Source organism: Galbibacter sp. (genome assembly GCF_048266365.1).
Taxonomy (GTDB): domain Bacteria; phylum Bacteroidota; class Bacteroidia; order Flavobacteriales; family Flavobacteriaceae; genus Galbibacter.
The window spans coordinates 127,788-143,097 of the sequence record NZ_JBLWZP010000009.1 but is presented as its reverse complement, the minus strand read 5'-3'; the positions used below and the strand labels follow the sequence as shown (position 1 = coordinate 143,097).

General features: G+C 38.9%; 9 protein-coding genes. 4 read left to right on the top strand and 5 right to left on the bottom strand.

All coding sequences use genetic code 11. The features are described from left to right. Positions 1-189 precede the first annotated feature (189 nt). The 3 genes from ACN0TV_RS13380 to ACN0TV_RS13370 all read right to left on the bottom strand — a co-directional run bounded on the left by ACN0TV_RS13380 (position 190) and on the right by ACN0TV_RS13370 (position 5,473). Positions 190-1,770, bottom strand: coding sequence for a peptide MFS transporter (locus ACN0TV_RS13380; RefSeq protein ID WP_417363424.1), 1,581 nt, complete (start codon positions 1,768-1,770; stop codon positions 190-192). An 81-nt stretch (positions 1,771-1,851) separates the two neighbouring features. Next, a complete protein-coding gene (locus tag ACN0TV_RS13375) occupies positions 1,852-3,249 on the bottom strand; it encodes a peptide MFS transporter (protein ID WP_417363423.1) in 1,398 nt (465 codons plus the stop codon). Between the two features lie 19 nt (positions 3,250-3,268). Beyond that, positions 3,269-5,473, bottom strand: a complete 2,205-nt coding sequence (locus tag ACN0TV_RS13370; RefSeq protein ID WP_417363422.1) for a S9 family peptidase — start codon at positions 5,471-5,473, stop codon at positions 3,269-3,271. A gap of 211 nt (positions 5,474-5,684) precedes the next feature. On the opposite strand from ACN0TV_RS13370, the gene ACN0TV_RS13365 reads away from it, so the two are divergent. The 4 genes from ACN0TV_RS13365 to ACN0TV_RS13350 all read left to right on the top strand — a co-directional run bounded on the left by ACN0TV_RS13365 (position 5,685) and on the right by ACN0TV_RS13350 (position 13,056). Further along, a complete protein-coding gene (locus tag ACN0TV_RS13365; RefSeq protein WP_417363421.1) occupies positions 5,685-7,025 on the top strand; it encodes a hydroxymethylglutaryl-CoA reductase, degradative in 1,341 nt (446 codons plus the stop codon). After that, positions 7,006-7,938 carry a GYDIA family GHMP kinase gene (locus tag ACN0TV_RS13360; protein WP_417363420.1) on the top strand — a complete coding sequence of 311 codons (933 nt, stop codon included), beginning with the start codon at positions 7,006-7,008 and terminating at the stop codon, positions 7,936-7,938. Before ACN0TV_RS13365 ends, ACN0TV_RS13360 begins: the two co-directional genes overlap by 20 nt. A gap of 432 nt (positions 7,939-8,370) precedes the next feature. Beyond that, positions 8,371-11,463, top strand: a complete 3,093-nt coding sequence (locus tag ACN0TV_RS13355; RefSeq protein WP_417363419.1) for a SusC/RagA family TonB-linked outer membrane protein — start codon at positions 8,371-8,373, stop codon at positions 11,461-11,463. Positions 11,464-11,472: 9 nt separating this feature from the next. Continuing rightward, on the top strand, positions 11,473-13,056 hold the full coding sequence (locus ACN0TV_RS13350) for a RagB/SusD family nutrient uptake outer membrane protein (protein ID WP_417363418.1): 1,584 nt from the start codon (positions 11,473-11,475) through the stop codon (positions 13,054-13,056). 62 nt (positions 13,057-13,118) lie between these two features. On the opposite strand, the gene ACN0TV_RS13345 is transcribed toward ACN0TV_RS13350, so the two are convergent. Further along, entirely contained in the window at positions 13,119-13,811 is a 693-nt protein-coding gene (locus ACN0TV_RS13345; protein WP_417363417.1) for a response regulator transcription factor, read from the bottom strand. Continuing rightward, positions 13,801-15,078 (bottom strand): sensor histidine kinase, encoded by a 1,278-nt coding sequence (locus tag ACN0TV_RS13340; RefSeq protein ID WP_417363416.1) that lies wholly within the window; start codon positions 15,076-15,078, stop codon positions 13,801-13,803. Before ACN0TV_RS13340 ends, ACN0TV_RS13345 begins: the two co-directional genes overlap by 11 nt. Positions 15,079-15,310: the final 232 nt, after the last annotated feature.

Here is a 15,310-nt window from a genome sequence, read left to right as displayed (position 1 = left end):
TCTACTCTATTCCAAATCTTTTTTGCCTTTATTTTTAAAGTATTTTTAATACGCTTGTAAACCAATCTATTACAACTAAAAATAATTCGAAAAACATGGATTCATAAGGGGTCCTGCTAAATAAAACACCCTCTGAACTTTTGCAAGCAGAGGGCATCTCATATATTTTAGAACAATTTACTTTATATCCTAATGGATACCATTCATCCATTTACGCAGTGTAGGCACCAGGACAAGTAGAAGAGCTGCCGCCCCTAATACCACTAGGACACCCCAAACGAGATAAGTATGCGTATATGCCGTTAAAGTGTCGACAGCAGAAGCACCCTCCGCTGGAGCTTCAGAAGCAGTTAGTGTCCCGATAAAACCTGCAATCTTGTTTCCGACAGCTATGGATAAGAACCAAGCCCCCATAACAAAACCTACAATTTTTCCTGGTGACAACTTAGTTACCATGGAGAGGCCAACTGGAGATAATGATAATTCACCAGTAGTGTGGAAGAAGTACATCAGTGCCAAGAACACTATGGAAACTAGTCCTTGATCATCGACAAAGTATTTAGCACCTATAACAATAACAGCATAACCAATTGCAAGCTGAACTAGTCCTAACACAAACTTCATAGGTGTACTAGGTTCTTTACCTGCCTTATTTAACCGTATCCATATAAAGGAGAACAATGGCGCCAACAACATTATATATAAGGAATTAAAACTTTGGAAAATCGATGAAGGCAATTCGGACCCCAATACTGTACGGTCAATGTTCTTTTCTGTAAAAATGGTAATAGAACCACCTGCCTGTTCAAACAAGGCCCAAAAGACGGCATGGAAGAAAAACAAAACAATCACAACAAAGATCCGTTGCCCTTCTGCCCTATCCTCACTTCGCCATGCTTGATAAATTAAATATCCAATAATACCTATGGAGATAATGAGTAACAAGGTAGACATGAGATCAGACAAATTGAGCATCAAAGCACATATAGGGACTGCAACTAATGATAATACCATTATAACCCAACTAGGTTTGGCACCAAAGATCTTTCTTTCACCAGAAATAACTTCCTTAGGAGCATGTCCTTTATCACCAAAGGCGCTTGCAAAGGCCCAAAAGACAATCAATCCGATCAACATTCCGATACCAGCCAATCCAAATCCATAATGCCAGTTAATATTCTGTCCGACATAACCACAAGTGAGCATAGCCAAGAAAGCACCAATATTTACTCCCATATAAAAGATAGAGAAGGCTCCATCCTTACGAGGATCATCAGTTTCGTAGAACTTACCGAGGAACGAGCTAATATTCGGCTTAAAGAAACCATTACCAACAATGATTAATCCTAAAGCTCCAAAGAACATCGGCATATTTCCTTCCATACCTTCAATTCCCTGAATGCCTAATGCAAAATGCCCAAGCATCATTAAAAGCCCACCCCATAAGATGGTTTTTCTAAAGCCGAGAAATCTATCTGCAACAAGACCTCCAACCACAGGAAAAAGATAGACCATAGCGGTATAAGAACCGTATATCGCATAAGACTTCACCTCGGCCGCACTTGATGCCAGATCAATAAACATCACCTTAGTCATATAAAGCACCAATAAGGCACGCATTCCGTAGTAGGAGAAACGCTCCCACATTTCGGCAAAGAACAAAATAAATAGCGCTTTAGGATGTGTTTTTCTATTGGTGTAAATTATAAAGGGAACCCATAGGAGCACAAACACCCAACCGATCGCTAAGATCCATAAAGTTAAATCCATAATACCAAAAGTTTAATTAAAACAAGAATTTTGTATAATGAGCAACACTCTTTTCTATTTAATACCTAACGAACTGAAATCTTAGCTTCTGCTGGTTGCAGGCTCAAGAGTATCAGCATCTAAATCATCCATTTTCCCTTCATCATCTTCAGCCCCATGGGTTAATCTTTTTAGCGGTTTCAATAATAGAATCACCAAGATTCCGATAAGAGTCCAAATGACTGCGATACCCGTAAAAATCTCGAACTCTCCAAGATTTTGAGCACTTTGACCAATGAGTCCGGCAATTTTATTACCAAGACCAGTGGCTGCCCAATACAATCCCATAATAATGGATGCATATTTAAGAGGCGCCAGTTTCGTAATAAACGATAAGGAAACAGGAGAAGAACAAAGCTCTCCGATAGTATGGAATAAATAAGCCAAGATCAACCAGTACATCGCTGAGGATCCACCTGCTTCTGACTCTGCAGCTGCAGCACTCATAAACCCAAATCCTAGAGCCATTATGATGATCCCGATTGCAATTTTAAATAAAGAAGAAGCTTCATTTCCTTTTTTTCGCCATCGTAGCCAAAAAGCTCCAACTGCAGTGGCAAGGATTATAATGAAAAAGGAGTTTACAGATTGAAACACTGAAGCCGGAATTGTAAACAATCCAAAGAAGTCTCGATCGGTTTTCTGTGCCGCGTAAAGGTTCATAAGACCACCTGCCTGTTCAAAAGCAGCCCAAAACAAAATAATTAGAACAAAGGAGATCAGTAATACTTTAACCCTATCCTTTTCAATTTTAGTTAACGGGCGATTGAGAATTTCTCTATCTTTTTCATTGTCTTTAGAAATGAGATTACCCACATCCTTTAGATATTTTTGTCCCCAAATGTAAACCATTTGACCCACAAACATTCCGATAGCCGCAAGACCAAACCCGTAATGCCAGTTAATTTTCTCTCCAATGTATCCACAAACAATAGGAGCTATAAACCCTCCAATATTGATCCCCATATAGAAGATATAAAATCCTAAGTCTCTACGCTCATCTTTTGCTTTGTACAACCCACCTACCATTGAGGAGATGTTTGGTTTTAATCCACCAACACCCAGTATGATAAACAGACATCCAATATAGAATGAAACTTCTGAGTTCAGTGCCAATACGGTATGCCCAATACAAAGTAACAGTCCACCGAGCATCACTGTTTTCTTTTGGCCTAAAAATCTATCTGCTATCCATCCTCCTGGTATAGAAGATACATATACTAACATTGTATACCAACCATATAAGGCTAAGGCATCGTCATTACTCCAACCGAACCCAGCATTATCTGAGGTGGTTTCCGCAACTAAAAAAAGTGTGAAGAGTGCGCGCATTCCATAATAAGAAAAGCGCTCCCATAATTCGGTGAAGAAAAGAATGTACAATCCCTTGGGATGCCCAAAGAGTTCTTCCTTTTCAGGACTATCTGCAATTACTGCCATTAAACTAGAGTTTTAAGTATTAGTTATTGTTTGTGGTAGGCTGGATATGTTTTTCGCTATTACCAAGATTTTCATCAAGGAAAATAGTCATCTTGGTATATAGCTGTAAGCGAGTATTGCCGCCGTAAATTCCATGATTTTTATCTGGGTAAATCGCCCAATCGAATTGCTTATTTGCCTGAATCAAAGCCGATGCCATTCTCATCGTATTTTGAACATGAACATTGTCATCTGCAGTACCATGAACCAATAGGTAATCTCCTTTGAGTAGCTCAGGGTAATTTAGTGGGGAATTGTCATCATAACCACTGGCGTTTTCCTGTGGTGTTTGCATGTATCGCTCCGTATATACAGTATCGTAGAAACGCCAGCTTGTTACAGGCGCAACAGCGATTGCCAAACTAAAGACATCATTTCCTTTTAAAATACAGTTAGTACTCATAAAGCCACCGTAGCTCCACCCCCAGATTCCGACTCTATTCTCATCTATAAATGGAAGTTGAGCCAATTGTGCAGCAGCAGATATTTGATCTTCTACCTCGTATTTACCCAATTCTTTATAGGTAACTTTTTTAAAGTCCGCACCTTTAAATCCAGTACCTCTACCATCAACACAAACAACAACGTATCCTTTCTCCGCCAACATCTCATACCAATAATCATTGGACCCCATCCAAGAGTTGGACACGGATTGTGATCCGGGGCCGGAGTATTGTGACATAAAAAGTGGATACTCTTTACTAGGATCGAAATCTGTAGGCTTGATCATCCACATATTAAGAGAGTTTCCGTTGACCTCAATGGTAGAAAACTCTTTTGGTGACAATTCATAATTTGCCAATTTTTTTAATAAGTCATCATTATTGACGATCTCCTTAATTAGCTTTCCGTCCTTACTACTATTCAAGGTATATCTCGGTGGCGTTGTCGCACTTGAGTACGAATTTATAAAGTAACTAAAGTCAGCACTAAAGGTTGCTCGATTTGTTCCTTCTGCCTGGGAAAGATGTTTTTTGCCTTTTCCGCTTAATTTAATGGAGTACACATCACGATTGATACTTCCATTTTCAACAGATTGATAAAATACTCTGTTGGTTTTTTTGTCGTAGCCATAATAACTGGTTACTTCCCATGGTCCTTTGGTGACTTGGTTGATCAGCTTACCGTTTTTAGCGTAGTGATAGATATGGATAAATCCATCTTTTTCGCTGGTCCAAATAAAACTGTTATCTGCCAGGAACGTAAGGTTACTTGTGATGTCCACATAGGCCTTGTCTGTTTCATTGAGTACCAAATCTGTTTGCCCATCAATATTATGGAAGAATAATTTCAAATCGTTTTGGTGACGGTTAATCACCTGAACACTCAAAATGTCTTTATCTTCAGTCCAGTCAATTCTCGGAATGTAATAGGCTTCCCCTAAATCTACAGTCTGTGTTTTTGAAGTATTTAAATTGTAGGTATGTAAGCTAACCTCAGAATTTTTCTCTCCGGCCTTAGGATACTTGAACACATGTTGTGTAGGATAAAGTGTTTCCCCGTACACATCCATAGAGAACTCAGGCACCTCAGTCTCATCAAATCTAATATAGGCAAGATACTCACTTGACTTGTTCCAATCAAAGGCTCTAACAAAAGAAAATTCTTCCTCATATACCCAATCTGTAACACCGTTGATGATCTTGTTCTTTTCACCGTCAGTGGTAACTTGAGTAACTTCACCATTGCTAAGGTCTTTTATGTAGATGTTGTTTTCAAAAACATAAGCCACCTTTGTTGCATCTGGTGAAAAAGTAGGTTCTTGAATTTTGTTCTCAGAGATCAAATCCAATTGCTTTGACTTGATATCATAGGTATAATATTTCCCCAATCTTGATCTTCTGTAGATAGATTCAACTTCAGTCGCTAAAATAAGTTTGGACTCGTCTTCACTAAAAGTATAAGAAGAGAAATAATCGATCCCGTCCAAATCGGCAGATGAAACAATGGTCCCAACTTTTTCAAGAGTTTCGTAGTCGTATTTGTCGACTGTAACACTTTTTGTAGCCTTATCACGGTTCAACACAGTATATTGCTGTCCGTTGCGCATAGAGTGTAATGCATCCATTCCTTCAGTTCGGAAGGCACCCCCCAAGATTTCCTCTAATGTAAGTTGTTGATTTTGAGCCGTCGCAAAATTAATCAGTCCAACAAAAAGTAGGATCAGCGTATATTTTCTTCTCATTAAATTGTTATGTATGGATTAAAAAACCGTCAAGTTTACTAATAATTTCACAAATAGTGTAATTTTTTTAGTTAAACCTTAGGTTTACTAAGGCCTAAATAAACCAACTAAAGTCATAATAAAAGGCCTGTTTACAAAGAGTAGAAGAAAATATCAATCCGTCTAAAAGTGATAATCCTTATCTTTGCCATTTAATATAGCATAGAAGTACATGGCAACATCGGTGAACGGATTTTCTAAACTCACAAAACAGGAGAAGATAGCTTGGCTGGCATCTCATCACTTTAAAAACAAGGAGACTGGGATTGAGATTCTCAAACAATATTGGAATAGTGACATTAAACTTCAACGTTTACACGATGAGTTTATTGAAAACACCATTTCCAACTTTTACCTACCACTAGGAATTGCTCCTAACTTTCTTATCAATGGAAAATATCGCACCATCCCCATGGCTATTGAGGAAAGTTCTGTAGTTGCTGCCGCAGGAAATGCTGCTAAATTTTGGCAAAAACGCGGTGGATTTAAAGCCGAAGTCCTCGGCACTGAAAAAGTAGGTCAAGTTCATTTCATCTATGCAGGCGATGTAGATAAGTTGAGGGAGTTTTTTAGCCAGGTTCAACCAAAACTCTTTGATGCCACTTTTGAGCTCACCGAAAACATGAGAAAACGCAATGGTGGAATTACCGCCATCACCCTTAGAGACAAAACTGAGGATCTACAGCACTACTATCAATTGCATTGCACCTTTGAAACTCGAGATGCCATGGGTGCAAATTTCATCAATTCCTGCTTGGAAACTATTGCAAAAGCATTTGAGTTTGAACTCAAAAGTTCCGATTTGTTTACTCCACGGGAGAAGGACATCCAAATTGTGATGAGTATTCTTTCCAATTACGTTCCTAATTGTAAGGTTCGCGCATCTGTGAGCTGTAAAATCGAAGAGCTCCGAACTGACAAAAACATGGATCCTTTAGATTTCGCACATAAATTTGTTCGCGCCGTTGAAATCGCCAATATAGAACCCCACAGAGCGGTTACCCACAATAAAGGAATTATGAATGGTATCGACGCTGTTGTGTTGGCTACCGGGAATGATTTTAGAGCTATAGAGGCTGGAGCTCATGCCTATGCTGCAAAAGACGGAAGGTATAGAAGTCTTTCTCAGGCAAGCATTGTGGATGATGTATTCACCTTTAGCCTAGAAATACCTCTTGCCCTAGGAACAGTTGGCGGACTCACCAGCCTTCACCCCCTAGTTAAATTATCCTTAGAAATTTTAGAACACCCCAGTGCTGAAGAATTAATGGAAATTGTCGCTACTGCAGGTTTGGCTCAAAATTTTGCCGCCCTACGTTCTCTAACAACCGAGGGTATACAAAAAGGTCATATGAAAATGCATTTGCTCAACATCTTAAATCACCTGGGTGCCACACCAAAGCAAAAAGCGTATTTCACATCGCATTTTAAGAATAAAACCATTTCTCATAAAGAAGTTATCGCTGAATTTAATGCCTTAAAAGAAAAAGACGATGCTCAAGTACCGAAGTAATGGCAAATTATTAATTACCGGTGAATATGTGGTATTGGACGGTGCACTAGCATTGGCAGTACCCTCCAAGTACGGTCAAAGTTTGAGTATCGAAACTGGACCTGAAGGCCAAATGAACTGGATTGCATACAAAAACACCGGTGAAATTTGGTTTGAAGCATTACTCGATATCACAAATCCCACTTCAATTATACCGAAAGAGATTGAAAATTCTCAAGTTAAAGATATAGAAAAGGCACAAACCTTGTCAAAAATTTTAGTGGAAGCCCAAAAGTTGAACCCTAATTTCCTAAATGGTCATCAAGGCTATACTGTAGAAACGAGATTGGATTTCCCAACTGATTGGGGACTTGGCAGCTCTTCGACACTAATTGCTAATATTGCGCAATGGGCAGAAGTTAATCCATATACCCTGTTGTGGAACGGCTTTACGGGTAGTGGCTACGATATCGCCTGTGCCTTAGCCAAACACCCCCTAACCTATCAACTTCAAGGCAATCAACCGCGGGTACAACAAATGGACTTTAATCCAATATTTCACAAGTCATTATTCTTCATCCATCTCAACAAAAAACAAAACTCTAGAGAAGGTATAAAACGCTATAAATCGCTCCGTAAAAACGACAACACTTTAGTTGAAAAAATAAGCCAACTTACCACAGCATTTCTCCAGGCGGCGTCCTTAGAACAATTTGAGGCTTTAATAGAGCAACATGAAAATTATATAGCTTCAGCCGTACAGTTAGAATCTGTAAAGCAAGTACTATTTTCTGATTTTAAATGTGCAATTAAGAGCCTAGGCGCGTGGGGAGGAGATTTTATTTTGGCTACCGGAGAGAAGGACTATGTGGAGGCCTACTTTCAGAATCGCGGGTATTCTACGATTATTCCCTACACTGAAATGGTCTACTAAAGAAGTTTTGCAATTATATGCTAGTGAACGACTCCCTCTAAATCATATATTAATAGATGGAGAATTTCGCAATTTTTAGTTAAAATTAACTCGATTGCACCTTCAACCTCTATTTTACACAGTGTATTAACACCACATTACCCTACTCCTTTCAGGTGCATGATCAGAGCAAAAGTTTCTGTGGTTATAGCTTCTACTCAAAGTTCGTTAATTCCGGACACTTCCTTAAAACATTAAAAGTTAATATAACTATTATTTTTTAACTTTATTTTTAGTACTTAGCTAATAATAGAGGTGTTAAATTTGTTTATCTACATTAATTAGCATAAATTTAACAATTGGCATTTCTAGCATTTGATTCATACCAGTGATGCGGTTATCAAAAAAGGAAATGTTCATTAACTAGTTATTTGAACGATAAAAACTAATTGTATGAAGAACAATTTACTGAAAGGCCTGGCCTTTGTGGGAGCACTGTTGTGCTTTAGCATGGTTCAGGCGCAGACTGTCAGTGGAACGGTATCTGACCAAAACGGTCCATTACCCGGGGCCAGTGTCCTTGTAAAAGGAACAACTCATGGAACACAAACTGATTTTGACGGAAACTACACCTTGAATGATGTAGATGCACAAGCCGTCCTGGTATTTAGTTACCTTGGGTTTACCACCCAAGAAATCACCATAAACGGGCGTACTACTATTAATGTAACCCTCCAGCTTGATGCAGAGGCATTAAGTGAAGTAGTTGTCATTGGTTATGGAACGACTACCAAAGAAGATGCAACAGGCGCGGTGGAAGTTGTAAGCGCCGAAGACTTTAACCAAGGTGTTATTGCTTCACCTGAACAATTGATACAGGGTAAAACCGCTGGGGTACAAATTACCCAGACCAGTGGTGAGCCTGGCGCAGGAGTGCAGGTAAGAATTCGTGGTACGGCCTCAGTGCGATCCAATAACAACCCTTTATTCGTAGTTGACGGAGTACCATTATCTGGAGGCGAAACAGCTTCCGGAGGTATTGACTTGGGAGCGGGTACAAGTTCTGCCAAAAACCCTTTAAGTTTCTTAAACCCAAATGATATCGCAAGTATAAGTATCCTAAAAGATGCCTCCGCCACAGCCATCTACGGGTCACGTGCCGCAAATGGAGTAGTAATTATCACTACTAAAAGCGGGAAATCCGGACAAGGTGGGAAATTTGAAATCAACACCAGTACCAGTGTATCTTTGGTCGCAGAACGATATGATTTATTAGGTAGAGATGCCTTTTTAGATGCCATCGATCAGTACGGCGGGGATAGAAACGCCTTAGACTATGGTTATAATACAGATTGGCAAGATGTAGTTCTGAGAACTTCCTTTTCAAACAATCACAACCTGGCATACACCAATAATTATGGCTCCGGCTTTATAAGAGCATCCTTTGGATATGGGGATCAACAAGGTATTGTACAAAACTCCTCTCAGGAAAGAATTACTGCAAGAATCAATGCTTCTCAGCGTTTTTTTAGTGATAAATTGAAAATTGATTTCAACGGAACGATTTCAAAGTTAAATGATGAAGCTCCTATGATCACCAATACTGCGGGTTCCACCGGAGACTTATTAGGTGCTACTTATTTTGCGAACCCAACTTGGCCAAATGATGTTAATTTCTCCACTGGTGGGAACGAACTCATTCCGACCCAATTACTTCATAACTACAGGGACAACACCCACACCAAACGTTATTTAGCTAACATTTCAGCAGAATACGAAATTATAGATGGTTTAAAAGCTAAAGTAAATTTAGGTTTCGATCAATCCCTCGGAGAAAAGGAACAGGCCTTATCTTCCGACATTACGGGACTGACCAATGGAGCTCCGGGAAATGGTAGAGGTTACTTTGCTGATAATTATATCAAAAATGAATTATTTGATGTTACCCTTGACTACAAAAAGGAATTTGGAAATTCTAAAATTGATGTATTGGTGGGGTATTCGTATCAAAGTTTCAAAAATGCCGGAAAATCTGTTCAAGGATTTGGATATACCACAGCTAATATGCTTGATATGTATGACGAGCTTAAAAATGCTGCAAAGATCATCGAAAATAGTATTTCCGGGTCATATCAACAGTACGGTTACGATCCGGATGGATTGTTTGTTAATCGTTTATTTCCGGAAATTTCACAAAATGAAATGCTAAGTACTCCGAGTGGCGTGCCGCTGACAGCAGTTGCTGCCGATACATACAATTACACAGATGAGTTACAATCCTATTTTGGAAGGATCAATTACACCCTCTTGGAAAGGTATATGTTAACAGTTACTCTTAGGGCGGATGGTTCTTCTCGATTTGGGCCAGATAACAGCTACGGTTATTTCCCTTCCGGAGCGCTGGCATGGCGAATAGATCAGGAAGATTTCATCGGAGAAGCCGTTTCTACCTTAAAGATAAGATTAGGCTATGGTATAACAGGGAACCAAGAAGGACTTGGTTATGGCAACTTCACTTACAGACAACGTTTCCAAGGAATAGGAATCAGTAACGCAGGCGATATTAATGCTCCTGGAACAGAGTTTGTATCCTACGCAGACAACAGTCTTAAATGGGAAGAAACGGCACAGGCAAATATCGGATTTGATTATGGATTCTTCGATGAGCGTTTGAGCGGTAGTATTGATGTATACCATAAAACAACAACCGGATTATTATTAAAGAAAGAAATCGCTCAGCCTTCACCTCAACCATTTGTTTTTGAAAATGTTGATGCGGATGTCATTAATAAAGGAATTGAATTCTCTATAAACTATGATTTTATTCAAACTGAGGATCTCACCTGGAATGTAGGCTTTAATATTTCCTATAATGATAATATGGTTAAGAACTTCAATGGACAGATTCAAACTGGTGCTATTAGTGGTAATGGACTCACTGGAGCCTATGCTCAACTATTAACTGGTGGTCAACCATTATTCTCTTACTATTTAAGAGAGTTTGCCGGCTATGATGAAAACGGGATCTCTGTATATCCTAATGGGGACGTACAAGAATTTGTAGATAAAAGTGCTTTACCAAAAGTAACATCAGGTCTTTCGACAAGTTTATCCTATAAAAATTGGGATTTCAACATGTTCTTTGCTGGACAATTCGGTCAGTATATTTATAACAACAATACCAACGCATTCTTTACCGCTGGAATAATCAACGGCGGTAAAAATGTTACTGAGGATGTGTTAACTAATGGGGAATCGCCAGCCAATGCGCCTGACGTTTCTACCAGATTCCTGGAAAAAGGAGATTTTGTAAGGTTACAAAATGCTTCTATTGGATATGACTTCCCTGTAGATGAGGATTGGTTTCTGGACAACTTGAGGTTTTCGCTTACCGGACAAAACCTTTTCCTAATCACAAATTACTCAGGTTTGGATCCGGAGGTGAACACTCCAAAGCCACTGAACGACATTCCTTCACTTGGGATTGATTACACTAGTTTCCCGAGACCAAGGACAATCACTTTTGGAATTAATGCATCATTTTAATACGACAACATGAAAACATCTAAAATATACATACTTATAATAACTGCATTATTTCTGGGTTTTACAGGTTGTACGGACCTGGAAATTGAGCAAACAGATTCCCGTTTCCAGAATTTAACTGGGGAGTTTACTGGTATTGAACCGACTTCAAGTCTTGAGAATCTATACAACAGTGTAAGGGGACAGGTGCAAACACAGGAAAATCTTTATGGTATCACTGAGGTCTCTTCTGATGAATTTGTAGTACCAACAAGAGGAACCGATTGGGGAGACAACGGAGTTTGGAGGACCCTTCACAGTCATACCTGGAGTACAACACATAACTTGATAAAAAACACTTGGAATGAATTAAATTCAAATGTATATAATGCCACTGCTATTATTGACCAAAGGAGTAATCCATCAACTCTGCAAGCGGCAGAAGCAAAATTTATCAGGGCTTATAGTATGCTTTGGATTATCGATCTCTTTGGACAGGTGCCTTTCAGAAACCCGGACGATACTCCTGATGTGGCCCCTACTGTAATGACACGGACTGAAGCAGTAGACTTTACCATTAATGATTTAAACGAAGCTATTACGGATCTTCCTGCCACAGGACCAGGAGAAGGAACTGTAAGAGCCTCACAAGCGTCGGCACGTTATTTATTAGCAAAGTTACTTCTTAACAAACACATCTACACTGGTGCAGCAACTCCTGATCCAGCTGATATGACTCAAGTAGTAGACCTTGTAGATGCAATACAAGGCGATGGTTTCGATCTTCAACCGGGATATTTTGAATTGTTTACCGATCAAGTCGATACTGAAACCATCTTCTATACCACTTCTGATGTTGGTTCGAGGATATGGGATGGATTACATTACAACCAAGGAGCACCGGATAACACAGGTGGTGGATGGAACGGATTCACAACACTCGCAGAGTTTTATGATCTATTCGAAGGTGATCCTATGGTAAACACCCCGGGATCCGGACAAGAAGAACGAAGAGGTTATGTTCCGCTTTCCGGAACACCGGCAGTAGAAGCTGACGGATCAGATGATACTGATAATGACGGCATTAAAGATGGCTCAAATATTGGATTTGGCTTTTTAATTGGTCAGCAATATGGGCCCAACGGAGAAATCTTAAAGGATCGTACCGGTAATAATCTATCGTACACTAAAGAATTACCGGGCCTTTTGGGTAATAATGAAACTTCCGGAATTAGGTTGTTAAAATATTCTCCTGCAAATGGATCCTTTGCTACCCACATGGTACTTTTCCGTTATGCGGATGCTCATTTAATGAAGGCAGAAGCTATTATGCGCGGGGGAAGTTCATCTGAAGATCCACTTGCACTAGTAAATGAGTTGCGAGTTCTTCGAGAAGCAACACCACTTGGATCATTAACAGAGCAGGGTTTGTTGGATGAAAGAGGTAGAGAGCTCTATGGCGAATACTGGAGAAGAAGTGACTTAATTCGTTTCGGAAAATTCACTGAACCATGGGCTCATAAAGAAAGTACTGAAGCATTTAGAGTTCTTTTCCCAATCCCGGCAACAGCGATTATTACCAATCCAAATTTAACACAAAACGAAGGCTACTAAACACCTGTAATAGTCTATCATATAAACAAACCTGTCGGAATCTAGTAATTCGGCAGGTTTTTTTATTCTTGCAGTTTCAGTATAAATCCTTTATTGTGTACATTTTCGATAGATATACTCGGATCGTGTTTGAGATATTTCCGAAGGTGAGAAATAAAGACATTTAGGCTTTTGCGATTAAAATAATCATTCTTCCCCCAGATCTTTATCAGTATGTCCTTGTGTAAGGAAAGTTGATTTTTATTTCTCCATAAAAATAGAAGCAGCTCACTTTCTCTAGAAGTAAGGGTAATCATAGTATCTCCGTATTGAAGGTGTTGGTTTTTACTATTGAAAAGATAGGCCCCTATTTGATGGGGTCCTTGAACGTTTTCTTTGTCTCCCTGATGTAATCGCGACAATAAGGCTTCAATTCTAACCACTAATTCCTCCTCCTCAATTGGCTTTTTTAAATAATCTACTGCCCCAAGTGAAAAGCCTTTGAGCACATCGATCTTTAAAGAACGAGCCGTTAAAAAAATAAAGGGGATCGAAGGAAATTCATCCTTAACTTTTGAGGCTAGTGTAAAGCCATTCATTTCAGGCATCATAACATCCATGATAATTAAATCAAAGGCCTTCTGATTTAGTATACCTAAAGCTTCTGCACCATTGGTCACCCACTCCAATTGAAAGTTTTTCATACTCAGGTATTCACTTAATAAATAACCAAGTGAATTATCGTCTTCCACCAATAATATTCTATTATTTTCCATTTTTAAGCAGTGGTAATTTTATGGTTACTATAGTTCCTTCTCCAAGCTGACTGTCTACTGAAACATTCCCTTTGTGCAATTTGATCACCTGTTTCACATAACTTAAGCCTAGCCCATACCCTCTTACATTTTGCAAGTCACCGGATGGAATCCTGTGGAATTTCTTGAAGATGTTTTTTAGTTCATTTTTCGCGATGCCTATTCCATTATCCTCCACAACAATATACAAGAATTTTTCTTGTGTGTAGGCCTTCAATTGGATCACTTGATGCTTTGATGAATACTTCTTTGCATTATCTAATAGATTCCCTACCGCATTTGAAAGATGGCTATCTTCGCAATTCAGCCAATAACGAGTGTCCTCGAGGCTGTACTTAAATTCAATATCTTCCAAAATTGCAAAGGCTGCAAAAGTGTTCGCCAACTTCTCCAGCGGGGGATAGAAATCACCCGGACTCAATTTTAGTATCTTTTTATTAGTTTCCATGCCTGACAATTCCAGAACCTTATCGATGTGCGTTTTCAATTTCTCGTTTTGGTCCCTAATCATCCCAATCAACTTCTGTTGGTCCTCCCCTGCCTTTTCTTCCAGTAATTTGGTAGCTAAACCTATTGAAAAAACCGGTGTCTTCAGTTCGTGAGTGAGATTATTGATAAAGTCATTGGTTGTGGTGATCACATTCTTTTGCCAATACATCGAGCGTATCACCCAAATAACTACAATGATAATAGCCACTATAAATAGTAAACTTGGTATGGTCAGCCCATTGAGTTGCGATAAAAAATATTTACTTAGATCTTCAAATTGAATATCAAGTACCAACCTCTTATGAACCGTCTCCGGCAAATACCCATTGAGTAGCATCGGAAATTTCAATTCCTCTTCCTCCAGTTGTTTATAGCCGGGAGATAAAAAAATGGTACTATCCTCAGAATGCAAACGATAGACAAAGTCAGTTTTTATCCCTTGCTGTAAAAACCGGTCCACTAAAAAGTCATTTAAAAAATAGCGTGTAGCATCTTGAATACTATCCAGGCTCAAATTAAAATGAGAATCATCCTTATTTATAGCCTGTGCCATCAAGAAAGTAAGTTCGTTCTTGGTACCTAAATCGGTCTTGATGGTTTGTAAAGCTTGTCCTGTTTTGGTATTGAATTGGAGCTTGGCAAGATTAAGCCCTATTCTTAAATATTGATATTGAATAAAAGCCAATCCGATGACTGATATTATAAAAACAACTATATATCCTTTTTTAAGATTTAACATCACAACAAGTAACTAAATAATTGCATTCCAGATTTTAAATTTAACTTTCATTAATACAATTAACTTTTCATTAATCTTTTTGAACTCTCCTTAACCTAAACAAGTAGCATTATTGGTTACTTTAGTAGTGTTCAAATAGTTCAAAATATTTCTTTATACAATTATCCAGAATAGCTGACTTCTCAAGTTGGCTTTTTTTGGTAGACAAAGCAAGAAACGAATTTGTTTAGAT